This is a genomic window from Parasphingorhabdus sp. DH2-15 (genome assembly GCF_051668705.1).
Taxonomy (GTDB): domain Bacteria; phylum Pseudomonadota; class Alphaproteobacteria; order Sphingomonadales; family Sphingomonadaceae; genus Alterisphingorhabdus.
Genome location: NZ_CP196351.1, coordinates 1,455,258 through 1,479,083 on the forward strand (window position 1 = coordinate 1,455,258; position 23,826 = coordinate 1,479,083).

General features: G+C 49.6%; 21 protein-coding genes. 12 read left to right on the forward strand and 9 right to left on the reverse strand.

Annotated elements, in window-relative coordinates:
• Positions 1–30 precede the first annotated feature (30 nt).
• The gene (locus ACR9YC_RS06795) at positions 31–1,269 is read left to right on the forward strand and encodes an MFS transporter (RefSeq protein ID WP_438725632.1); all 1,239 of its coding nucleotides are present in this window, start codon (positions 31–33) and stop codon (positions 1,267–1,269) included.
• Between the two features lie 5 nt (positions 1,270–1,274).
• On the opposite strand, the gene ACR9YC_RS06800 is transcribed toward ACR9YC_RS06795, so the two are convergent.
• Together ACR9YC_RS06800 and ACR9YC_RS06805 are read right to left on the reverse strand one after the other, a co-directional pair.
• Positions 1,275–1,637, reverse strand: a complete 363-nt coding sequence (locus ACR9YC_RS06800; RefSeq protein WP_438725634.1) for a hypothetical protein — start codon at positions 1,635–1,637, stop codon at positions 1,275–1,277.
• Between the two features lie 111 nt (positions 1,638–1,748).
• Positions 1,749–2,957, reverse strand: coding sequence for a saccharopine dehydrogenase family protein (locus ACR9YC_RS06805; protein WP_438725636.1), 1,209 nt, complete (start codon positions 2,955–2,957; stop codon positions 1,749–1,751).
• A gap of 59 nt (positions 2,958–3,016) precedes the next feature.
• Here ACR9YC_RS06805 and ACR9YC_RS06810 point away from each other — a divergent pair, with 59 nt between their 5' ends.
• Complete coding sequence (locus ACR9YC_RS06810; RefSeq protein WP_438725638.1) at positions 3,017–4,030, forward strand: threonine ammonia-lyase; 1,014 nt, start codon at positions 3,017–3,019, stop codon at positions 4,028–4,030.
• Positions 4,031–4,057: 27 nt separating this feature from the next.
• Here ACR9YC_RS06810 and ACR9YC_RS06815 read toward each other — a convergent pair whose 3' ends face one another.
• The 4 genes from ACR9YC_RS06815 to murI form a co-directional block, all read right to left on the reverse strand.
• Positions 4,058–5,653 carry a cisplatin damage response ATP-dependent DNA ligase gene (locus ACR9YC_RS06815; protein ID WP_438725640.1) on the reverse strand — a complete coding sequence of 532 codons (1,596 nt, stop codon included), beginning with the start codon at positions 5,651–5,653 and terminating at the stop codon, positions 4,058–4,060.
• Between the two features lie 6 nt (positions 5,654–5,659).
• Positions 5,660–6,703, reverse strand: a complete 1,044-nt coding sequence (locus ACR9YC_RS06820) for a ligase-associated DNA damage response exonuclease (protein ID WP_438725642.1) — start codon at positions 6,701–6,703, stop codon at positions 5,660–5,662.
• A gap of 85 nt (positions 6,704–6,788) precedes the next feature.
• Positions 6,789–8,039 carry a 5-aminolevulinate synthase gene (hemA, locus tag ACR9YC_RS06825; RefSeq protein ID WP_438731673.1) on the reverse strand — a complete coding sequence of 417 codons (1,251 nt, stop codon included), beginning with the start codon at positions 8,037–8,039 and terminating at the stop codon, positions 6,789–6,791.
• 138 nt (positions 8,040–8,177) lie between these two features.
• The gene (gene murI / locus ACR9YC_RS06830; protein WP_438725644.1) at positions 8,178–9,008 is read right to left on the reverse strand and encodes a glutamate racemase; all 831 of its coding nucleotides are present in this window, start codon (positions 9,006–9,008) and stop codon (positions 8,178–8,180) included.
• A gap of 159 nt (positions 9,009–9,167) precedes the next feature.
• Between murI and plsY the strand changes: the two genes are divergently transcribed.
• The 3 genes from plsY to topA all read left to right on the forward strand — a co-directional run bounded on the left by plsY (position 9,168) and on the right by topA (position 13,670).
• Positions 9,168–9,776 (forward strand): glycerol-3-phosphate 1-O-acyltransferase PlsY, encoded by a 609-nt coding sequence (gene plsY, locus ACR9YC_RS06835; protein WP_438725646.1) that lies wholly within the window; start codon positions 9,168–9,170, stop codon positions 9,774–9,776.
• Positions 9,777–9,825: 49 nt separating this feature from the next.
• Entirely contained in the window at positions 9,826–10,974 is a 1,149-nt protein-coding gene (gene dprA, locus ACR9YC_RS06840) for a DNA-processing protein DprA (RefSeq protein ID WP_438725648.1), read from the forward strand.
• 104 nt (positions 10,975–11,078) lie between these two features.
• Positions 11,079–13,670: a type I DNA topoisomerase gene (topA, locus tag ACR9YC_RS06845; RefSeq protein ID WP_438725650.1), complete on the forward strand. Its 2,592-nt coding sequence runs from the start codon at positions 11,079–11,081 to the stop codon at positions 13,668–13,670.
• A gap of 29 nt (positions 13,671–13,699) precedes the next feature.
• Here topA and era read toward each other — a convergent pair whose 3' ends face one another.
• Genes era through lepB form a run of 3 tightly spaced genes read right to left on the reverse strand, consistent with a single transcriptional unit; the run spans position 13,700 to position 16,168 of the window.
• Positions 13,700–14,632, reverse strand: a complete 933-nt coding sequence (era, locus tag ACR9YC_RS06850) for a GTPase Era (RefSeq protein ID WP_438725652.1) — start codon at positions 14,630–14,632, stop codon at positions 13,700–13,702.
• Positions 14,622–15,311: a ribonuclease III gene (rnc, locus tag ACR9YC_RS06855; protein ID WP_438725655.1), complete on the reverse strand. Its 690-nt coding sequence runs from the start codon at positions 15,309–15,311 to the stop codon at positions 14,622–14,624. The genes era and rnc overlap by 11 nt, the downstream gene beginning before the upstream one ends.
• On the reverse strand, positions 15,308–16,168 hold the full coding sequence (gene lepB / locus ACR9YC_RS06860) for a signal peptidase I (protein ID WP_438725657.1): 861 nt from the start codon (positions 16,166–16,168) through the stop codon (positions 15,308–15,310). The genes rnc and lepB overlap by 4 nt, the downstream gene beginning before the upstream one ends.
• Before the next feature lie 190 nt (positions 16,169–16,358).
• Here lepB and pgi point away from each other — a divergent pair, with 190 nt between their 5' ends.
• The 7 genes from pgi to ACR9YC_RS06895 all read left to right on the forward strand — a co-directional run bounded on the left by pgi (position 16,359) and on the right by ACR9YC_RS06895 (position 23,782).
• On the forward strand, positions 16,359–17,873 hold the full coding sequence (pgi, locus tag ACR9YC_RS06865; RefSeq protein ID WP_438725659.1) for a glucose-6-phosphate isomerase: 1,515 nt from the start codon (positions 16,359–16,361) through the stop codon (positions 17,871–17,873).
• 35 nt (positions 17,874–17,908) lie between these two features.
• Positions 17,909–19,261 carry a glutathione-disulfide reductase gene (gene gorA, locus ACR9YC_RS06870; protein ID WP_438725661.1) on the forward strand — a complete coding sequence of 451 codons (1,353 nt, stop codon included), beginning with the start codon at positions 17,909–17,911 and terminating at the stop codon, positions 19,259–19,261.
• A 111-nt stretch (positions 19,262–19,372) separates the two neighbouring features.
• Positions 19,373–20,905 carry an acyl-CoA carboxylase subunit beta gene (locus tag ACR9YC_RS06875; protein ID WP_438725663.1) on the forward strand — a complete coding sequence of 511 codons (1,533 nt, stop codon included), beginning with the start codon at positions 19,373–19,375 and terminating at the stop codon, positions 20,903–20,905.
• Between the two features lie 198 nt (positions 20,906–21,103).
• A complete protein-coding gene (locus ACR9YC_RS06880; RefSeq protein WP_438725665.1) occupies positions 21,104–21,394 on the forward strand; it encodes a GIY-YIG nuclease family protein in 291 nt (96 codons plus the stop codon).
• A 127-nt stretch (positions 21,395–21,521) separates the two neighbouring features.
• Positions 21,522–22,484 carry a DUF808 domain-containing protein gene (locus ACR9YC_RS06885; protein WP_438725667.1) on the forward strand — a complete coding sequence of 321 codons (963 nt, stop codon included), beginning with the start codon at positions 21,522–21,524 and terminating at the stop codon, positions 22,482–22,484.
• Entirely contained in the window at positions 22,481–22,927 is a 447-nt protein-coding gene (gene mce, locus ACR9YC_RS06890) for a methylmalonyl-CoA epimerase (RefSeq protein ID WP_438725669.1), read from the forward strand. The genes ACR9YC_RS06885 and mce overlap by 4 nt, the downstream gene beginning before the upstream one ends.
• A gap of 54 nt (positions 22,928–22,981) precedes the next feature.
• On the forward strand, positions 22,982–23,782 hold the full coding sequence (locus tag ACR9YC_RS06895) for an enoyl-CoA hydratase-related protein (RefSeq protein ID WP_438725671.1): 801 nt from the start codon (positions 22,982–22,984) through the stop codon (positions 23,780–23,782).
• Positions 23,783–23,826 lie beyond the last annotated feature (44 nt).

The window sequence follows — 23,826 nt, forward strand, 5'->3', positions numbered from 1 at the left end:
CTGCGAACAACATTCGTTCATAGCGCTGTGGTGAGTGATATTCCCAACAATCAATCTGACCCTGTTTCCGCGAAGGGCAAAGATCAAACAGTGTATATGATCTCCAAGGGCCAATTATATATGCTGGCCTTGGCCAGTGCAGTGGTAACGGCCAATGCCTATTATATTCACCCGATAATTTCTCTTGTTGCTGAAGACTTTGGCATTGGGCCGGCATTGATAGGCGCCGTGCCCGCGCTTAACCAGATTGCTCTTGCTTTGGGGATATTCTTTTTGCTGCCTTTGGGAGACCGGTTGGGCAATGCAAAGCTGGCAGGGTGGTTCTCTGCCGCACAATTTGGCGGTGTGCTGACGATGGCACTTGCAGGAAATTTTATATGGTTTGTCATTGGCTCAACCCTTTTGGGGCTGTTCACCATCACACCCTATCTCATCCCTGCCTATGTTTCGAAGCGCACCCACCCTGAGCAAATGAGCCATGCAATTGCCTTGCTGACAACAGGAGTCATTCTGGGCATTTTGATTGCTAGACTGGGTGCCGGTATTGTTGGTGAGTATATTGGCTGGCGCAATGTCTATTATATCGCATCTTCTTTGATGCTGATTTTCGCAATTGCGCTACCCAGGATCATGCGACAGCCTAAAGCAAAGAGCGTATCAACGCCGCAGATGAGCTATGGGGCCTTATTGGCCTCTACATTGCCTTTGGCCAGCACCCATAAGCATGTTGTTCTCTCAGGCGTGATACAGGGCTTAAATTTTGGAATATTCTTGTCTGTATGGCTCGGCATAGGTTTGCACTTGCCGACCATCGGCTATGGTTCTGATATTGTGGGCTATCTGACGATCCTTTCCATCATCAACCTTGCCTCAACGCCTTTGCTGGGCCGATGGACAGACAGGGTAGGCGCAAGGCGCGCAAGAATGATTATGGCCTGTATCCAGACTGTTGGTGTAGCCTTGCTCTTTGCTACAGCTGGTAATGTTCTGCTGCTGATTATTCCGCTGATGATCTTGAACATTGTTGGCCCGACCATTGATGTAGCAGGGCGCTCGACATTTCTTATCGAAGCCCCTGAAATCCGCACCAGATTGATGACAATTTATGTCACACTCATGTTTATTGGTGGCGGATTCGCAAGTTGGGCAGGAACAGCCGTCTATGCTGCATATGGCTGGACCGGAACTGGCAGTCTGGTGTTGATGATGGCGATAACCGTTTTGGCACTATGTCTTTATAACATCATAACAATTCAAAGAAGAAGCTAGGTGGACTAGCGGGCAAAATCTGTTTTGCAATGTTCTCTAGGCAATACTTTTGCTGATCCATTCAAAGGGAAAATTGTGCTTTCTCCTGTTGAAAGTTTCACCCGCATTGTCTGACCACTTCTCATCATTTTCCAAAGTGACCAAAAGTTTGAAGCTGCTACATGACTTGCGGTCGGAACATTACCATCAGAATTAGTGAATAAGCGCAATTCTTCTCCGTCAATTACAATTGTAATTTCAGATACTGGTTCTGGATCTCGTCCTCCAATGGTAAAGCGAATATTTGTTCCCTGATCTTCTGAACAAGAAATGTATATTGTATCGCTGCCGGCAGAATCACTACGATATCCATATTCAGAAACGCCCATGCCCCATCCGCTCCACCAACGGTCTATGGGTTCAGCACTTGCTGGTGACGCAATAGTAAGGCATAAAACAAAAGTCAGAAACGGAACCCTTAAATAATACATAGATTTTCCTTAAAAACCAAGCTGCTCATCAAGTTCTTTTACCTGCCAAGGCAGGCCGTGCGCATTGAGCATTTCCATAAAGGGGTCTGGATCAAACTGCTCCATGTTGAACACACCATCGCCCGCCCATTTGCCGGTCAATATCATCGCTGCGCCAATCATTGCCGGAACGCCAGTAGTATAGCTTACAGCCTGATTGCCTGTTTCAGCAAAGGCGGCTTCATGGTCGCAAATATTGTTGATATAATAGGTCTTTTCACTGCCATCCTTTGCAATGCCAGTGGCAATATCACCAATATTGGTTTTGCCTTTTGTGGTTTCACCCAGCGAAGCAGGTTCGGGCAGTACGGCTTTTAGGAATTGCAGAGGGATAATCTCGCGGCCTTCATATATAACCGGATCAATGCGCGTCATGCCGACATTTTGCAAAACTTCCAAATGGGTCAAATAGGCATCGCCGAAGGTCATCCAGAAGCGAATACGTTTAATTTCTGGAATATGGGTTTTCAGGCTCTCTATTTCCTCATGATACATGAGGTACATATTCTTCTCGCCAACCGCTTCAAAATCAAAACTTTGTTTGTGGCTTAAAGCAGGGGTTTCGACCCATTTACCATTGAGCCAGTGACGGGCAGGTGCCGTAACCTCGCGAATATTTATCTCTGGGTTAAAGTTGGTAGCAAAATGCTGGCCATGATCGCCGCCATTACAATCCAAAATATCCAACGTATCAATACGATCGAGATAATGTTTCTTCAAATAGCTGGCAAAAACACTGGTAACACCTGGGTCAAATCCTGACCCTAGCAGCGCAGTTAGACCGGCTTGTTTGAAACGGTCATGATAGGCCCATTGCCAATGATATTCGAACTTTGCCTCATCGCGCGGTTCATAATTGGCCGTATCCATATAATGCACGCCTGATTTCAAACAGGCTTCCATGATATTAAGATCCTGATAAGGCAGGGCCAAATTGCATACCAAATCAGGCTTGATCTGATCAATCAATGCTGATGTAGCGGCAATATCGTCTGCATCCAAAGCATAGACAGGCACATCTATGCCAGTGCGTTCTTTCACGGACAGAGCAATGGCCTCACATTTCGGGAGTGTGCGGCTAGCCAGATGAATTTCGCCAAAAATATCAGCGTTCATAGCCATTTTGTGGACAGCCACCGAACCAACGCCGCCAGCACCAATTACCAATATCTTGCCCAAATTTTTGCCCTTTCATCTTGCATTGGAACACCAACTCTTTTGCCCTATAGAGAGCGAATATGACAGAACCAAGCCCTCTATGTGATCCATCCAGAAAAGCATCGGCCCAAGGCGTGATGCGCGCGGCTAAGAAAATAGCCGATATTCTGCCCCCAACGCCTTTATTACCTCTTAGTGTGGGTAGCAAAACCCTTTGGTGCAAGGCGGAAAACTTGCAACCCATTGGCGCGTTCAAAATCCGCGGTGGATGGCATAGATTGACCGATCTTGACGAAGATCAACGCGCAAAAGGCGTCATCGCATTCTCATCGGGTAATCATGCGCAGGGCGTTGCCTGGGCAGCGAGCGTGTTGGGTATTTCCGCAACGATTATCATGCCGGAAGATGCACCCCATGCCAAAATGCAGGCTACCAAAGATATGGGCGCCCATGTCATCACCTATGATCGCATGTCCGGCCAGAGAGAGGCGCTGTCAGCTGAATTATCAGAAAAGACAGGCGCTACAGTCGTGCCGAGTTTTGATGACCCATGGATTATCGAAGGACAGGGCAGTTGCGGCGCGGAAATTCATGATCAGATGACACGTCTTGTCGGCGCTCCGCCCGAGATGATTATTGCCTGTTGTGGCGGCGGTGGCCTTGCCTCGGGTAGCGCATTGGTCAACCCAGATGCCAAAATTGTCGTGGCTGAACCTGTTGGGTGGGATGATATGTGCATATCTCTAAAAACCGGCCATATTGTGCCCGTTAGTGAGAACCCGCCCGATACGTCATGTGATGCCCTGCAAACATTAAAAGTATCAGAAAAGACCTTCTCCATATTATCAGAACGCAATGCGCAGGGTGTTGCCGTGACTGAGGCTGAAATAGGCAATGCTATGCGGGTGGCATTTGAAAAATTGCATCTGGTGCTGGAGCCCGGCGGGGCAGTGGCTTTAGCCGCAGCATTATCTGACAAAGTGGATCTGCCAGAACGTACAGCCATAACCTTATCTGGCGGCAATGTTGACCCTGCTGTTTATGCCCGCATGACAGGTATATCGATGATGAATAATATTAAAACTATTGATTGACCAAAGATTGCAATCACGCCGTCGTTATCAATCAATCATATTACGCAGCGTCGCGATAATGTCTGCCTCTTGTGCGGGCTTGTCCTTGCGAATGCGCGATATACGCGGAAAGCGCATGGCCAGACCGGATTTATGCCTTTTGCTGCTATGAATGGAGTCAAATGCGACCTCTAAAACCAGAGTTTTCTCAACTTCGCGCACTGGCCCAAACCGATTGACCGTATTTTGGCGGACAAATTTATCGAGCCATTTCAACTCTTCGTCAGTAAAACCGGAATAGGCCTTACCCACAGGCAATAATTCACCATCTTCATTCCAACAGCCAAAGGTATAATCCGAATAGAGCGATGATCTTTTGCCTGATCCGCGCTGCGCATACATCATCACACAATCGGCATTGAGAGGATCACGTTTCCACTTATACCAATATCCTGCTTTGCGACCTGCAATATAGGAGCTATCGCGTTTTTTCAGCATGACGCCTTCAATAGCCGCGTCGCGCGAACCTTCACGGACGAGGCGCAATTGCTCAAAATCATCAACAGCAATAATTTTCGAAAGATCGAAGCGGTCTTGCTGTAACTTGGGCTGAAATCTTTCCAATAATGGTCGCCTCTCCGACCAAGGAAGGGCGCGAACATCATTTTTGCCATCGAACAAAATATCATAAAGGCGGACAAAAGCGGGCGCTTCTTTCAACATCTTGGCAGACACTCTTTTGCGACCCAGTCGCTGCTGCAATGCGTTAAAACTTGCTGCTGAGCCTTGGGTGTTGGCATCGCCTTGCGCATCACCGCGAACCAGCAGCTCGCCATCGACGACACCAATAGCGTCGAAATTCTCAGCAATATCTGGAAATGCTGCCGTAATATCATCACCGCCCCTGCTGAACAGGCGCACATCATCGCCGGTGCCGACAATCTGAACGCGGATGCCGTCCCATTTCCATTCGGCGACATATTCGGCCATATCTACGGCCTCTTCTTCCAACGGATGGGCGAGCATGAAGGGCCGAAAATACGCGGCATCGCTAATATCCGGTTTATTCTTCTTGCCTTCGCCCCAGTCAAATAAAGGCAAAAAAGGTGGTTGCAGCGCGTGCCAAACTTCTTCCACTTCATCGATATTAAGCGAAAAGGCCTGCGCAAAAGCCGTTTTGGCGAGACGGGCTGAGATACCGATCCGCATCGCGCCCGTCGCCAGCTTGATAAGCGCATAACGGCCATCAGGGTCATGCCGATCGAGCAATTGCGCGAACAATGCAGGGGCATCTTTGCGCACAACATTGTGCAATTGTTCTACCAGATCACCAACACTGATAGGGCCAGTTTCTGCATCTTTGGGCAGGGGTCTTGCTTCCCAGATCAAAGCAACAGTTTCGGCTGTGTCGCCCACAAAATCGCGGCTCAATTTAAACAGTAACGGGTCTAGCCGCTCATTTGCCGCAGTGCGCACTGCCGATATTTTGGCATTTGGGAATTCAAGATCACCGGTTAATGCGGCCAATGCCCAACCGCGATGGGGATCAGGCGTATCACGCAGATAAGTTGCGATCAGATCCAGCTTCTGATTACGCGAACGGGTATAAATCAGCCGGTCAATCAGTTTGGCAAATTCTTCCATAACGCCCTAATCATCATCCTCTGCTTCACGGCCGACCAGACGCAACGCCTTGGCAGAGATTTGATGCAGTCCGCACCAATGCACCAAGGCTTCTTCACGTCCATGCGTGACCCAGACTTCGCGCGGATTTACCTCACAAATGGTATCGGTCAATTCGGTCCAATCCGCATGGTCAGACAAGATGATAGGCAGTTCGACATTGCGTTGCCGCGCACGTTGTCGCACCCGCATCCAGCCAGACGCCATAGCGGTGATAGGGTCGGGCAAACGGCGCGACCAGCGATCATTCAATGCCGATGGCGGACACATAACTATATGGCCCTGCATATCGGCCTTTTGCGCATCGCTAACAGCGATTAACTCACCCAGATCGACCCCAAATTGCTCATAGAGAGTGCACATCTTTGTAAGCGCGCCATGCAGGAATATCGGCTTATCATAACCCATTGCGCGCAGTTCCGAAATAACGCGCTGCGCTTTGCCCAATGCATAAGCACCTATCAGAACACAGTTCTCCGCATTGGCCTTTAATGTATCCAACACTTTTTGCAGCTCGTCCTGTGTTGGAGGATGATAAAATACCGGTAAGGCAAATGTCGCTTCGGTTATAAAAATATCGCAAGGCACGACCTCAAACGGGGCACAGGTAGGATCACTGCGCCGCTTATAATCGCCAGTGACGACCACCGTTTCACCATTATATTCCAAACGTATCTGCGCAGAACCAAGCACATGCCCGGCAGGGTAATAGCTGATGCTAACCGGCCCTAAGTTGAAAACCTCTCCATAGGCAACTGGGCATCCGGCATCATGGGTTGCATAGCGCAAATCCATAATCGCCAATGTTTCCGGTGTTGCATAGACACGCTGATGCCCGCTGCGGGCATGGTCGGCATGGCCATGGGTAACCAAGGCAGTTTCCACCGCGCGCATCGGGTCTATCCACGCATCGGCTGGCTTTACATAAATGCCATAAGGATGCGGTTCTATCCAATGCGCGTCATTTGTAGACTGCGTAATTATGTGCTGTGCTTGCGCGACTGCCATCATGACAAGATGGGATCAATCTTGGAAATTCCAAGAACATTATTAGTACATTGCAGCCCGACGTGAAAATTTATCGAAAGATTATGCTTTAGGCCGCTTGTTTAAGATCAAGCTCCAAACGGTCCCATATCTCAAGTAGACCCTTGGTTAGTTCAACCATCATTGCTTCGTCATGAGCGGGGCCAGGCGTAAAACGCAGCCTTTCAGTTCCACGTGGCACCGTCGGGAAGTTGATGGGTTGGACATAAACGCCATAATCTGAGAGCAAGATATCGCTAATCTGCTTTGCTTTGACCGGATCACCGACCATCAACGGCACGATATGTGTCTCGCTTTTCATCACCGGCAATCCGGCATTTGCGAAAAGTGTTTTCAATCTCTCTGCTGCTGCGTGCTGCCCTTTGCGTTCAACATCTGATTGTTTGAGATGGCGCACGCTTGCCAAAGCGCCGGCCACCAATACGGGGGACAGGCTTGTGGTGAAAATAAAGCCAGGCGCGTAAGAGCGGATAACATCAATAATTTTCTTATCCGCAGCAATATAACCACCCATCACACCAAAGGCTTTGCCCAAAGTTCCTTCGATAATGGTGATGCGCTCAGCCGCTTCATCGCGTTCTGATATACCGCCACCACGCGTGCCATACATGCCCACCGCGTGAACTTCATCAATATAAGTCAGCGCATTATATTTATCAGCCAGATCACAAATCTCGTGGATCGGCGCAATGTCGCCATCCATGGAGTAGACGCTTTCAAAAGCAATCAACTTGGGCACATCCGGGTCAGTCGCGGCCAGCAGTTCTTCAAGATGCTCCATATCATTATGGCGGAAGACATGCTTCTCACAGCCCGCATTGCGGATGCCTGCAATCATGGACGCGTGATTTAGTTCATCAGAAAAGATAATGCAGCCCGGCAGGATTTTGGCCAAAGTTGACAGCGTCGCATCATTGGAAACATAGCCAGACGTAAACAATAAAGCCCCATCTTTGCCGTGCAGATCGGCTAGCTCATTCTCCAGATCAACATGATAATGGGTGTTGCCGCCAATATTGCGCGTGCCGCCTGACCCAGCGCCAACATCATGCAATGCATCTTCCATCGCGGTGACGACTTTAGGATGCTGCCCCATGGTCAGATAATCATTGGAACACCAGACGGTGACCGGTTTCGGTCCATTATGACCGCCAAAGCAACGTGCATTAGGGTAAGAGCCCTTATTCCGCAAAATGTCGATAAAAACTCTGTATCGACCTTCTTTATGTAAGCGATCAATGGCTTTATCGAACACCAAATCATAGTTCACGGCAGCACGCTCCTCGAGCCGGTTTATCATTGTCATGGCTACACTCTGTACAGAGTCGGCTCATTTCGAAGATTGCTTTGCCTCAAAACCGCCAGCAGTGCCAAGTGAATTATATATTCACACTTATCGAATGTATTAATGGGCAAGAGGTTCCCGCCATCAACAAGATTATGGCGCGAAGGGGAAGAATGCTGTTTGGGAAAAGCCTCTGCTTATGAGGGCCAAGGAATAGCGCTCCAACTGCTTAATATCCGATGTGCTGATAAAAAGGTCGGGTCGCTTGGTGATATTTGGGCCTCTCTGCAGTTGGTTACTGCGCTGCAAAAGTGTTGTGATGCGCCTTGCAATGCCCTGTGCACCATCAATTAACTGGCAACCTCTTGGCAACAATTCGGCCAGTTCCTCTCTTAGAAAAGGAAAATGCGTACATGATAGCACCAGAACATCCATTGCGTGAAAAGAGGGATGGTTAATCATAGGAGCGATGGCGGAACGCAATTGACCCATATTAATGATCTCTCCGCGCATTTTTGCCTCTGCAAGCGTGACCAGGCCAGCGGCGCCATAATGAATAATATCGGCGCCCGGTGCAAATTGCTGCGCCAGATTGGCAACATAAGGCTGGCGCACAGTGGCTTGAGTGCCTAACACACCGATAATATTACTTTTGCTGATGCCCGCTGCCGGTTTAATCGCTGGAACAGTTCCAACGATAGGTATATCAACAATGTTGCGCACAGCATCCAATGCTATGGTTGATGCGGTGTTACAGGCAATAGTGATAATTGCAGGGTTATACGCCTTTGCGAGCTGCGCCAATAGGGCGGGTAGTCGGTCAACGATCTCGCTCTCCGTCTTAGTGCCATATGGAAAGCCCGCGTAATCAGCGACATAGACTTGTTGATGGTGAGGCAAATGCGCCCGGACAGCATCCGCTATCGACAATCCGCCCATGCCGGAATCAAGAAACAATAATGGCCGTTCATCCGCACTGTGCATATTGCGGCTTTACGCATCATATATGTCATGTTCAACTATGGCTCGCTTATTATCACGACAAACATACCTGCCTATTATTCGGCAGGTGACATCTTGCTCCTTTGTGTTTGCTGGCTTATCCTGCACATTCAAGAAACAGTTATAGCCAGGAAATAATGTATGTTTGATCAACCGACACTCTGGCTTTCTGCCATGCTCGGCTATTTTCTTGGCGCAATTCCTTTTGGCATTATTTTGACACGCATGACGGGTGCGGGCGATCTGCGCAGCATCGGTTCGGGAAACATCGGAGCAACCAATGTTCTGCGCACAGGGCGTAAAGGATTGGCCGCAGCAACTTTATTGCTGGATATGTTGAAAGGCACAATGGCTGTTCTCTTAGCGCGGATGATATGGCCAGAGGCTGATATCAATATCACCCTGGCTGCTGGGGCTGGCGCTTTTATTGGTCATTGTTATCCGGTCTGGCTAAAATTTGATGGCGGCAAGGGCGTAGCAACATTGCTGGGCGTGTGTTTGGGTTTGGATTGGCCATTAGGGCTTATCTTCGCGCTGGTGTGGTTGGGGACATTGGCCATATCGCGCTACTCTTCATTATCGGGTATTATGGCGGCGCTCATCACGCCTTTGGCAGCCTATTTGCTCGGGCTTACCAATGTTGCGCTGCTTCTCATTGCCTGCGCAGTGCTGCTAATGTGGAAGCATATGCCGAATATACAGCGTCTTATTGCAGGTGAAGAGCCCAAAGTGGGTGCTGTTAAAAAATGATGTGCCCATTTAGCTTATGATTGGGGATTTCGACCTTAGCCCAGAACAGATGGCGCAGCTTATTTTGGCGCGTTCCCAAAATATAGGTCCGGTCACGTTTGCGCAATTGCTGCAACGTTTCGGCAGTGCCCAGCAAGCTCTAGCAGCATTACCCAATGTAAAAGGCAAGACAGGTAAATCTCCTAAACTTGCCTCTCATGCTATAATTGAGACAGAAATAGCCTCTGTAAAACGAGCAGGCGCGCGCTATCTTTTTATAAGCGAACCGGATTATCCGCCGCTCTTGCGCCACCTTGCCAACGCGCCGCCCATATTGATTGTGAAGGGCGATATCAGCCTGTTATCCCGCCCATCGATTGGGATCGTTGGCGCGCGCAATTCCTCTGCTGGTGCGAAAAAATTTGCTCATAAACTTGGGTTTGAACTCGCCGAACAGGGTTTGACCGTGGTTTCCGGACTTGCACGCGGTATCGATAGCGAGGCGCATAGAGGCGCAGTTGCCGCTGCGCATAGGGACCGTTCAAATTCGGCTGCTACAATAGGGGTCATCGCTTCGGGAATTGATATTACCTACCCACCAGAAAATGCTGAACTGCAAGAGCATCTCACCAGTAATGCTTTGGTAGTGACGGAATATCCTCCCGACAGCGAGCCTGTCGCTAGACATTTTCCTTTTCGCAATCGCATCATTGCCGGGCTTTCTCTGGCAACCCTGGTTGTGGAAGCTGCGCCGCGATCAGGTTCACTCATCACTGCCAGACTTGCCAATGAGCTTGGCCGTCAAGTTCTGGCCATTCCGGGTTCGCCTCTAGATTCTCGTTCGGCAGGCTGTAACGGCCTTATTCGCGAAGGGGCTACTCTGGTGCGCGATGTCGGTGACATTGTTGAAGCCATAACGCCCTTGCTAGAAGGCGATACCTTGCCCGTTGCGCCTATGTTTCAGCAAGATGAAGAACTATGCTTCGATGAACCCCAAGCGCAAGAGGTGAAGCTAGTGGGTGAGGCGAGCATCATAGCGTCCGAGGAACGCAGAGACCATATTCGCAATCAACTCAGCCAAGTAGCCATATCGCCGGACGAGCTGTCTATATTGGCGGATTGCCCTGTCGAAACAGTGAATGCTATTTTGGTGGAATTGGAAATTTTAGGGGAATGTGAAAGGGTCGCTGGCGGCAAGATTCGCGCAGCCTCAACATAGCCTTTAACACATTATTACACAGGAAATGCTGGACGGATATTGAAAAAACGAATACCCGCCCCGTCTAATACGCGTAGAGTCTTAATTTGGGCAGGGATCAGCATATGCAGCTTGTGATTGTCGAATCGCCAGCAAAAGCGAAAACAATTGAAAATTATCTTGGCGGTGATTTTCGTGTTCTTGCCTCTTACGGACATGTTCGTGATTTGCCGCCAAAGGATGGGTCAGTGGACCCCGATGCCGGTTTTGAAATGACTTGGCAAAATTATGGCGATAAAACAAAACAGCTAAAGGCAATAACCGATCTGGCGAAAACTGCTGACCGCCTTGTTCTCGCAACTGACCCTGACCGTGAAGGTGAGGCGATTAGCTGGCACGTGCAGGAAGTCTTGCGCAAACGGCGCGCTTTACCGAAAAAAGTTGATCGCGTCACTTTTAACGCCATTACAAAACAAGCCGTTTTGGAAGCGATGGGCAAACCGCGCGCGCTGGACGATGATTTGATTGATGCCTATCGTGCACGGCGTGCCTTGGACTATCTGGTTGGTTTTACGCTTTCACCGGTATTGTGGCGCAAATTGCCCGGTGCAAAATCCGCTGGCCGTGTGCAGTCTGTTGCATTGCGTATGGTGGTTGAGCGTGAGCGTGAGATTGAAGCCTTTATTCCGCAGGAATATTGGTCGATCGCGGCCGATATGGAACAGGATGGGCAAAAGTTTCAGGCTCGGCTGGTCAAACTTGATGGCAATAAAATCGATAAGCTGACCTTGGGCAATAAAGGCGATGCAGAAGCAGCGCGCAAAAAGGTTGCTGACAGTATATTCCGCGTTGAGGACATTGTCACCAAACCGCTAAAGCGTAACCCAGCACCGCCATTCACAACCTCTACTTTGCAACAAGAAGCGTCGCGAAAGCTAGGTTATTCAGCCAGTCATACCATGCGTCTGGCACAGCAATTATATGAAGATGGCGCCATTACCTATATGCGTACCGATGGTGTGCAGATGGATCACAGCGCCATTTCCGCTGCACGCAAAACCATCTCGGAGCGCTATGACGGTGGCTACCTCCCCGAAAAGCCCCGCTTTTACAGCAGTAAGGCCAAGAATGCACAAGAAGCGCACGAGGCTATTCGTCCCACCAATTTTAATCGTGAAGCCGTTTCGAGCAGTGATCATGCCAAATTGTACAACCTCATCTACAAACGCGCATTGGCCTCGCAAATGGCGACGGCTTTGCTAGAGCGGACCACCGTTACTTTGCGTGATGGCACAGGCCAGCATGAGCTGCGTGTAACGGGTCAGGTTGTGAAATTCCCCGGCTATCTTGCGCTTTATGAAGAGGGGCAGGATGATGCCAAGAGTGATGATGACGGTATTTTGCCAGCATTTTCCAAAGGCGATTGCCCGCGCTGTCATGACGTCACAGCAACCCAGCATTTTACGCAGCCACCGCCGCGGTTCAGTGAAGCCAGTCTGGTTAAAGCTATGGAAGAGCGCGGCATTGGCCGTCCTTCCACTTACGCCTCTGTTTTGCAGGTGCTTAAAGACCGTGATTATGTAAGAATTGAGAAAAACCGCTTTTTTGCAGAAGAAAGTGGTCGATTGCTTACAGCATTTCTAGAACGTTTCTTCCCACGCTACGTCGAATATGACTATACTGCTGGCTTGGAAGAGCAGCTGGATGATGTCAGCGGTGGCCGTGAGGATTGGCAGAAATTGCTCAGCGAATTTTGGCGTGATTTTAAGCCAAAAACCGATGAAGTGATGGAGCAAAAACCGTCCGATATTACTAAAGAGCTTGATATCTTTCTTGAGCCATTTCTGTTTCCTGCAAAGGAAGATGGCAGTGACCCTCGCGCTTGTCCGGCTTGCGCAGATGGTAAATTGGCCCTGCGCGGCGGCCGTTATGGCGCCTTTGTAGCCTGCTCCAACTATCCAGAATGCAAATTCACGCGCAAATTCGCGCAACCGGGAGGCTCTGGTGATGATACGGCGGCTACCGGTCCGGTCGAAATGGGCGTTGACCCAGATACTGGTGAGAAAATTGAGCTTAAATCCGGGCGTTTTGGCCCTTATTTTGAACGCGGCGAAGGCAAGGAAGCCAAACGCGCTTCACTCCCCAAGGATTTGCCGCGCGAAGACCTTGATTTGGAATGGGCGCTGAAATTGCTATCATTGCCGCGTACCATTGGCGATCATCCAGACACTGGCAAAGAAATCAAAGCTGCTATAGGTCGTTATGGCCCATATCTCATCCATGATGGTAAATATGCCAAATTGGAATCCACCATGGATGTTTTTGAAACGGGCATGAATGCTGCCGTTGCGAAACTTGCTGATGCTGCAAAGCGGCCGGGCAGGGGACGCACAGCTGCCGAGCCGCTCAAAATATTAGGCAAAAACCCTGAAAGCGATGCCGAGATTAAGGTGATGGATGGCCGTTATGGCCCTTATGTCACCGATGGCAGTGTCAATGCGACGATTCCAAAGGATAAGGACAAGGACACCATTACGCTGGAAGAAGCTATCGCGTTAATTGCTGAACGGGCTGCAAAAGCGCCTGCGAAGAAGAAGCGCAAAGCACCAGCCAAGAAAAAGGCACCAGCAAAGAAGAAAACTGCTGCCAAGAAACCAGTGGCTAAGAAGAAGGCACCTGCCAAAAAAACACCAGCAAAAAAGCCAGAGGCTGAATAGGTCTCAATATTGGATTGGAACAGTGGATTTTAGCGCTGTTCAAGTCCAATTTCGCGGTAAATATCGGCGCTATCCCGCCAGTTTTCCTCTACCCGCACATGCAGGTAAAGATGGACTTTGCCGCCCAGATGCTCTGACAATTGGTTGCGCGATGCTGCGCCAATTTCTTTGATCATGCTGCCGCCTTTGCCCAAAATAATGGCGCGCTGGGTTGGTCGCTCAACCAAGATTTGCTGATGTATTTCAACCGAACCATCTTTGCGCTCTTCATATTTCTCTGTGCGAATGGCGCTGGCATAAGGCAACTCTGAATGCAGGCGATGATATAGCTGTTCACGCGTTACCTCGGCAGCGAACAACCTTTGGCTGACATCGCTCACTTGGTCTTCAGGGTAGTGCCATTCACTAAGCGGCATATTGTCACGCAAATATGCGCGTAAAGGATCCAATCCTTCGCCGGACAAGCTGTTGGTGAAGAAGATTTGTGTTGGCGCAATGTCTTCCTGCAGGCTGTTGGCCAGATCAAGCAATTGCGGCTTTGGTGTCTGGTCAACCTTGTTGAGCACCAAAATAACCGGACATTCAGCCCGCGCCGCCAATTGGGCAATCATCTCGCTGTGCTTTTCCGTTTTGCGGCTGGCATCACGGATAATCATCACCAGATCGGCGCCTTCAAGACTATCACTGGCGGCACTAACCATAGAACGGTCAAACCGATCATTGCCTTTGAATATGCCAGGCGTATCAAGCAGCAATACCTGGCTATGATCAAACAGAGCAATGCCCGTCATGCGGGTACGTGTCGTTTGCGACTTTGCACTGGTAATGGCGACTTTTTGACCCACCAGTGCATTGACCAAGGTGGACTTACCGGCATTAGGGGCGCCAATCACGGCGACTGCGCCGCATCTCTGTGGCTGTGCATCGGTCATTTTGTCATCCATTTTCTTATTATTTGTCATATTGTACCAGAAAGGCCTTCGCTGCGGCAGTTTCAGCCAATTGCTTGCTAGAGCCTGTGGCCTCTACAGAACCGACATTGGCGATGCTGACCTGTATAGTGAACTGCAAAGCATGGTGCGGCCCGCTGCGGTCCAGCAATATATATTCCGGCATTTGGCGGCGGTTGGCGGCGGCCCATTCTTGTAAGAGCGATTTAGGATGTTTGCTGGCGGCGCTATCCTGTTTGATGCTATCAAGCCAATGAGTTACCACAAAATCACTCGCAGCGTCAAAACCCTGATCGATATAAATCGCGCCGATCAATGCTTCGATGACATCGCCCAAAATATTGGTACTATCGCGCGCACCATCATCGCGCGCCTGCTTACCGAGCATGATGTGCGGCCCAAGGTTGAGCTTGCGAGCAATCTCTGCGCAATGTTGACGAGATACCAAGCGGTTGAGCCGTACCGATAACGCGCCTTCCGCTTCTTTTGGAAAGTCGCGGTACAGCCTGTCGGTTATGACCAGCGCCAATACGCGATCACCCAGAAATTCAAGGCGCTGATAGTCCGCGCTTTTTCCCGCACTGCCATGTGTGAATGCTGCCACATACAAATCGGGTTTATTGGCGGCAATGGATAGCGTATCTTTAAGATAGGACTGTAAAGATTGAATATCAGATGATGGAGCGCTCAAAAAGTCTCTCCAATCCGGTCCCACCGTGCAGCAGAGAACCATGTCCATGGCAATACCCATGATGCTGAACCATCAGTAGAAAATACTGTAAAGGCGGCTTTCCCAACCAGATTATCCTGCGGCACAAAACCTATGCCGCGACCGGCAATTTGTTGAAAGCGGCTGTCCTGACTGCGGTCACGATTATCGCCCATCAGGAACAGGCTATTGGCTGGCACGACAAAGACTTCGGTACTGTCTGCAATCGGCACATTAACAAGGTCCAGAACTTCATAGCTTTTGCCATTGGGCAATGTTTCGCGAAAACGTGGATAACGGCATTGCTCCACACCATTGCTGGACCGCTCTTGAAAACGCGCTTCGGAGCAAGGATGTTCGCCAGATTGAGAAGAGGCATCGAGCATGTTCTGAGTTACCGGAATAACCAGATCGTCAATCTTCTCTTTGCGGATGGCCTCTCCATTGAGATGCAAAGTCCCGGAGATCATCTGCACAGTGTCACCGGGCAGACCGATAACGCGCTTGATATAATCTTCTTCATTGGTTGGCGGTGCCTTAAACACCACAACATCGCCGCGCTCTGGCTGTGACGCCAATATGCGGCCTGGAATAAGGGGAACAGAAAAGGGCAGGCTGTGCTTGCTAAATCCATATGACCATTTGGAAACAAACAGATAATCGCCGATGAGCAGGCGCGGCTGCATAGATTCAGACGGAATATTGAACGGTGAAAATACAAAGCTGCGGAAAATAAAAATAACCAGCAGCAGCTTGGCGAGAAATTTTATAAAGTCACTCGTCTCTTCGCGCGTTGATTTTGCTTCTGCGCTTGAATTATTTGCTTTCACTTCAGCCATCTTAAAACCATCTTTTATAATTGTCTGCTGGATATCGGTGCTTTGACCGTAGCTGCGGTGAAGGTCAACCGCCTTAGTATTTTTGGTGATCATCAAAAATGAATGAGAGAGAATATAAGCTGTTCAATGCCAGTGGATTTGGCTATCTCTACATCATCCCAAATCAACAATCTGATCGAAAAGTGGCTTTATGACCGGAAATAGCAATTGGCTACGCGAAACCGCTAATCACAATAGCAAAATGCTAGACCTGTTTGCGCAGGATGATAAGCGTACTCAGCAATTCTCTGTGACGCTCGATATAGTTGACGAGCCATTATATGCAGATTTTTCAAAAACCCATCTTACATCATCAGCAATAGACCAATTTATCGCGCTTGCAGACCAACAGGGGCTTCGCGGCATGCAGCAACGGCTGTTCGGTGCCGAGATTGTCAATCCCACTGAAGAGCGGGCCGCCACCCATAGCGCAGAACGCGGCTCAGGCGATGAAATAGCCGTCGATAACGCCAAAATGCTGCGCAACCGCATGTATGCGCTCATTGGTGCTATTGATTCTGGCCTTTTTGGTGAGATTAAACATCTTATCCATATTGGCATCGGTGGATCTGCTTTAGGCCCCGACATGCTATGTGATGCTTTGGCGCGCAATCATGATCGATATGATGTACATATTGTCTCCAATATCGATGGTGCTGCTTTGCAAGAAGCCTTGAAAGCCTGCGATCCGCAGCACACCATGATTGCGATTGCATCCAAAACATTCACAACGACAGAGACGTTGCGCAATGCCGATAGTGCTCTCAACTGGCTCAGAGAAAATGGTGTTGATGACCCTTATGGCCGATGTGTGGCGCTGACTGCTGCGCCGGACAAAGCGAGCGAATGGGGCGTTGATGATGGGCGGATATTGCCTTTTGCTGAAACTGTAGGCGGGCGATATTCCCTATGGTCCAGCATCGGTTTTCCCTTTGCTTTGGCCGCAGGGCCAGAGGCTTTTGACCAATTGCTTGCTGGTGCGGCGACCATGGATCAACATTTTGCCGAAGCAGATTTGGCTGAGAACATCCCATTTCTGGCGGCCTGTGTAGACCTGTTCTACTGTCGTGGCAGAATGGCGCAAACTCGCGCCGTCTTCGCTTATGATGAGCGGCTGCGTTTGCTGCCCGATTATCTTCAACAGTTAGAGATGGAGAGCAATGGCAAATCTGCCCTGCTAGACGGCGGGAAGGTGACAGAACCAACAGCGCCTATTACCTGGGGCGGTGTGGGAACAGATGCTCAGCATGCCGTTTTCCAGCTATTGCATCAGGGCAGTCATGAAATCCCTGTAGAGTTCATAGCATCATCAACCCCCGGACATGATTTGGATGCAGAGCATCATGCTATCTTGCTCACAAACTGCTTTGCGCAAGCAGCGGCATTGATGACAGGCAAATCATCTGATGACCAACATAAGCACTATGTCGGTGACCGTCCGTCCACAACCATATTGGTGGAGGATGTGACACCAGCAATGTTGGGCGCGCTTATTGCCTTTTACGAACACCGTGTTTTCACCAATGCTGTATTGATGGGAATAAACCCATTTGACCAATATGGTGTTGAGCTGGGCAAGGCTATGGCCAAAGCCATGTCGGCCGAAGGAAATGCACAATTTGACCCTTCAACTGAAGCGTTAATGGCCAAGGCCGGTTTGAAATAATACACAAAATGAAAATACTCTAATGGAGAGAGCGAATGCCAGAATTTGATTATGACCTTTTTGTAATAGGCGCAGGGTCAGGCGGAACAAGAGCGGCACGTATCTCTGCCTCGCACGGTGCCAAAGTGGCAATTGCCGAGGAATATCGCGTTGGCGGTACATGTGTTATCCGCGGTTGTGTGCCCAAAAAGATGTTGGTTTATGGTGCGCATTTCGCAGAAGATCTGCATGAGGCAGAGCGCTTTGGCTGGGATATTAAAGGAGCCAGTTTCAATTGGCAAAGGCTGCGGGACATTGTGCAAACTGATGTCGACCGGCTGGAAGGGCTTTATGGCCAAACCTTGGACAATAATAAGGTTGAGCTGTTTAATGAGCGCGCTACTATCACCGGAGCAAATGAAGTTACACTGGCATCAGGCAAAAAGCTCAGCGCGAGCAAAATACTTGTGGCAACTGGCGGTTGGCCATTTCCAGCGCAATGTGAGGGTGCGGAACATGCACTGACATCGAACGAGATTTTCCATCTCGACGAATGTCCAAAAAGCATTATCATCATTGGCGGTGGCTATATTGCGAACGAATTTGCAGGAATTTTCCATGCCTTTGGCGCAGACGTGACCATAGCAAACCGCTCTGGCGTTATTTTGCGGTCTTATGATCAAGAAATTGTCGGCAAATTACAGGATATGAGCGTTGCCAAAGGCATTACCTATCGGTTGAATGCACCTTTGCAAAAGATTGAGAAAAATACCGATGGCACTGTGACTGTGCATTTTCAGGATGAAAAGCCTGCGCAAACGGCGGATGTCATCATGGTAGCGACTGGCCGTTACCCCAATGCTGATAATCTGGGCTTGGAGAATGCGGGGGTTGCACGTGACAAAGGCGGCGCGATCATCGTTGATGACTATAATAAAACAAATGTCGACAGTATCTATGCCGTTGGTGACGTTACCGATCGTGTGCAGTTAACGCCGGTGGCCATTCGCGAAGGTCATGCTTTTGCCGATACCGTGTTCGATAATAATCCACGCACCGTCGATTATAGCAATATCCCATCTGCTGTTTTCTCCAGCCCTCCTATCGCAGCAGTTGGAATGACTGAGAAAGAGGCACGGGAAAAATATGGCGATGATGTTAATGTCTATCGCAGTGACTTTAGGCCAATGAAGAATGTTGTTTCCGGACGACAGGAACGCGGCCTTTATAAAATGGTGACGGCCGGTCCGGATGATAAAGTGGTAGGCTTACATATGATAGGGCCGGAATCATCTGAGATCTTGCAAGCCGCTGCCGTTGCGGTGAAAGCAGGGCTTAGTAAGCAGGATTTTGACGATACAATTGCCCTGCACCCCAGCATGTCAGAAGAACTTGTTCTGTTAAAATAGCTGAGCACGACGCTCTAACGATAGACAAAATCTATAGCTATCGGGATTGACCATTTGGTTATTTTAGCGGATGGGACATCCCAAAATGCTTGATTGTAGCTGAGGATTTATATGCAAGACATAATTGACGCATTGGAAGCGAAACGCGAATTGTCCCGTCAGGGCGGGGGACAGAAGCGGATCGACGCCCAACATGCTAAGGGCAAATTGACAGCACGGGAACGGCTGGACATCTTGCTTGATCCGGGTTCGTTTGAAGAACTTGACCCTTATGTTGAGCATAATTGTGTCGATTTTGGCATGGCTGAGCAGAAAATACCTGGCGATGGCGTGGTGACAGGCTCTGGCACTATCAATGGCCGCTTGGTCTTTGTGTATAGTCAGGATTTTACCGTCTTTGGCGGTTCTTTGTCAGAACGGCATGCGGAAAAAATCTGTAAAGTGCTCGACAATGCCATGAAGGTTGGCGCGCCGGTTATCGGCCTGAACGATAGCGGCGGTGCGCGTATTCAAGAAGGCGTGGCGTCACTGGGCGGATATGCCGAAGTTTTTCAGCGCAATGTTCTAGCCAGCGGCGTCGTGCCGCAACTTTCCCTTATCATGGGGCCATGTGCGGGCGGGGCAGTCTATTCGCCAGCGATAACCGATTTCATCTTCATGGTGAAAGACAGCAGCTACATGTTTGTCACCGGCCCTGATGTCGTAAAAACAGTGACCAACGAAGTCGTGACACAGGAAGAACTGGGCGGAGCAGTTACCCACACAACCAAAACATCGGTTGCCGATGTTGCTTATGACAATGATATTGAAGCATTGCTTGCCGCCCGCCGGATGATTGATTTTCTGCCATTATCGAACAGGGAAGATGTTCCCGAACGGCCGACCGCTGATCATTGGGACCGTATAGAGGATAGTCTGGACACGCTTGTTCCGGCGAACCCTAACACCCCTTATGATATGCATGAGCTGATCGTAAAAATGGTCGATGAAGGAGACTTTTTCGAAATTCAGCCAAAACATGCTGCCAATATTATTTGCGGTTTCGGCCGGGTTGAAGGGCGCACTGTCGGTATTGTTGCTAACCAACCAATGGTGCTGGCCGGTGTTCTGGACATTAATGCTTCTAAAAAATCTGCGCGCTTTGTGCGTTTCTGTGATGCTTTTGACATTCCTATTGTGACATTGGTTGATGTTCCCGGGTTTTTGCCAGGCACTGCGCAAGAGCATAATGGCATTATCAAACATGGCGCTAAATTGCTGTTTGCCTATGCCGAAGCGACAGTACCCAAAATTACCATTATTACGCGCAAAGCCTATGGCGGCGCTTATGACGTCATGGCGTCAAAACATTTGCGCGGTGATTTAAACTATGCGTGGCCAACTGCTGAAATCGCAGTCATGGGCGCAAAAGGCGCGGTGGAAATCATCTTCCGCAAAGATGTCGGCGATCCTGACAAAATTGCTGCGCGCACCAAAGAATATGAAGACCGTTTCGCCAACCCCTTTGTCGCTGCAAGCAAGGGCTTTATTGATGAGGTTATCATGCCCCATTCAACACGGCGACGGGTTGCTTTAGGCTTACGCAAGCTGCGCAATAAGAGCCTGGAAAACCCTTGGAAAAAGCACGACAATATTCCGCTGTGATTGTTGAATTATGGTCATCGCGGATAAAGCATATGTTTAGATTGATCCAAAAAATAGATGAAATTATTTTTGTATAATTACGATTTTCAATGCTTTGTTTTCGTCATTGCGAGCGAAGCGAAGCAATCCAGAGCGAGGATGTGCCACACTGGATTGCCGCGTCGCTATCGCTCCTCGCAATGACGGGGTGGGGGAATTATGAAGCGGCCATGTGTCTATATCGTAGCGAACGGCAGAAATGGAACGATTTATACTGGAGTCACATCCGACTTACCTAAACGCATTTATCAGCATCGTGAGGGACTAGTTGACGGATTTAGTAAACGCTATAAGTGCAAACTGCTTGTTTGGTATGAGATACATGAAACGATGGAAACAGCTATTTTGAGGGAAAAACAGATCAAAGGCGGTTCGCGGTGCAAGAAACTGGATCTGATTGAAATGCTTAACCCGCAATGGGGGGATTTATATAATGATATCGTCTGTTAACGTCATTGCGAAGACGCTAAACTCGTTTGGGTAGAGGCGGTAACCTTTATTCATATTGTGTAAAACTGGTTTGCCTGCTCAAGCCTATTTAGTCTCGCCGCAATGAAGAAAACGATAGGACATTCGTATGCCCTCAGGATTAGTAGCTTTACTCGATGATGTCGCCGCCATAGCAAGGATTGCGGCTGCGTCTCTTGATGATATTGGCGCTGCGGCGGCGCGTGCTGGCACGAAAACGGCGGGTGTTGTGATTGACGATGCCGCTGTTACGCCTAGCTATGTCACTGGCTTTTCACCAGCGCGTGAATTGCCGATGATCGCTCGCATTGCGCGCGGCTCCATCTTCAACAAGATGGTTATATTGCTGCCCATTGCCGTTTTGTTGGGCCAATTTGCGCCTTTTCTTATCCCAATCATCTTGATTTTGGGCGGGCTTTTCCTCTGTTATGAAGCCGCAGAAAAAGTGCTGGAGCTGTTTCATGTCGATGAAACCAATGTGCATGATGTCCCTGCGCTGATTGAAGGCGAGGAGCGTGAAAATGAAATGGTGGCGAGCGCGATCCGCACCGATCTCATATTATCGGCTGAGATTATGGCCATCGCTCTAGCAGAGGTCGCAGATAGCGTCTGGTGGCAACAGGCATTGGTCTTGGCGTTGATTGGCCTGGTCATCACCGTGGTTGTCTATGGCGTGGTTGCGCTGATCGTTAAGATGGATGATGTCGGCTTACACTTAGCGCAGGAAAATGAAGGACTGATTGCCAGTTTCGGGCGCGGTCTGGTGGCCTTTATGCCCAAACTGCTCACCACCATCTCGATTATCGGTACGCTGGCCATGGCATGGGTAGGCGGCGGTTTGTTGGTGCACAATATTGCTGTTCTTGGCTGGCATGGACCGGAGCATTGGATAGAGGCCGTCACGCTGCCTTTGGTAGGCATGGCGCCGGCAAGCTGGGCCGGATTTGTAGAATGGTTGGTTTTCGCCATATTATCAGGCGTTTTTGGTGTTGCCATTGGGTCAGTAATTGCCTCCATTGCGCATAAATTGCTGCATAGCAAAGATCAGAGCAAAAAAGAGGAGGCAGCATGAAATTGGGACCACTCAACCATATTGGCGTTGCTACCCCCAATATGGACGAAGCTATCGCCTTTTACCGCGACATAATGGGAGCGACAAAGATCCATGAACCTTTCGATATGCCTGCACAGGGCGTGAAAGTGTGCTTTGTCGATACGCCTGCACAGGATGGTGGAGCTTCAGGTTCATGGGGTACGCAGATTGAGCTTATCGAACCATTGGGCGAGGACTCGCCGATCCATGGTTTTCTTAAGACAAACCCCAAGGGCGGCCAGCACCATATGTGCTTTGAAGTCCCCGATATTCATAAAGCCAAGGTGGAGCTTGAAGCATTGGGAAAACGCGTCCTAGGGGAGCCGCGCATCGGCGCACATGGTACGCTGATATTCTTTGTACACCCTAAGGATATGGGCGGGGTCTTGACCGAGATCATGGAAACGCCGAAGAAGGGCTGACACAATTTAATCGAGCGGTTAAAAATCGCCGAGATATATAGGAAAGAGCCAGCTATGACCGAGTTTCAGACGATAAAGTTCAGTATTGCAGACAATATCGCAACCATAACCTTAAACCGTCCTGAGCGGCTTAACGCAGCGCCATTAGAGATGGCCGACGATATTAGCGATGCTCTTGGAATGGCAGTGAAGCAAGGCGCGCGCTGTGTTATCATTACCGGAGAGGGCCGTGCATTCTGCTCTGGTGCCGATCTTGCAGGAGGCGGTGATAGCAGCAAATCGCGCGGTCTTGGCGGCGATGGCGCCAAATACTCGCTTAACTATGCCTATAACCCCATGATGCGCACCATTGCTGAATTGCCAATCCCTGTGATTACGGCAGTAAATGGCCCAGCAGCGGGTGTTGGCTGTTCCATAGCATTGGCGGGCGACTTTGTTCTGGCGAGTGAGAGCGCCTATTTTCTTCAGGCATTTGTCAATATCGGCCTTGTGCCCGATGGCGGCGCGACATGGATGTTGCCGCGACTGATCGGCAAAGCGCGCGCGATGGAAATGATGATGCTCGGCGAAAAAATTCGCGCTGACAAAGCACTCGACTGGGGCATGGTTTATAAGGTTGTCAACAACGACGTGCTTATGGATGAAGCACATAATCTGGCGACACGCTTAGCGGCCGGGCCGACATTGGCTTTGGGTCTAATGCGTCGCACAACAGCGGAAAATCTGGACCGCAGCTATGCCGAAGCATTGGATGCAGAAGCCAATGCGCAGCGCATTGCGGGTGATAGTGATGACGCAAAAATCGGAGCTATTGCCTTTTTGAAGAAGGAAAAGGCGGCATTTACAGGTAAGTAATCTTATATAGCGCAAGTGCTGAGCCTGTCGAAGCACGTCTATAA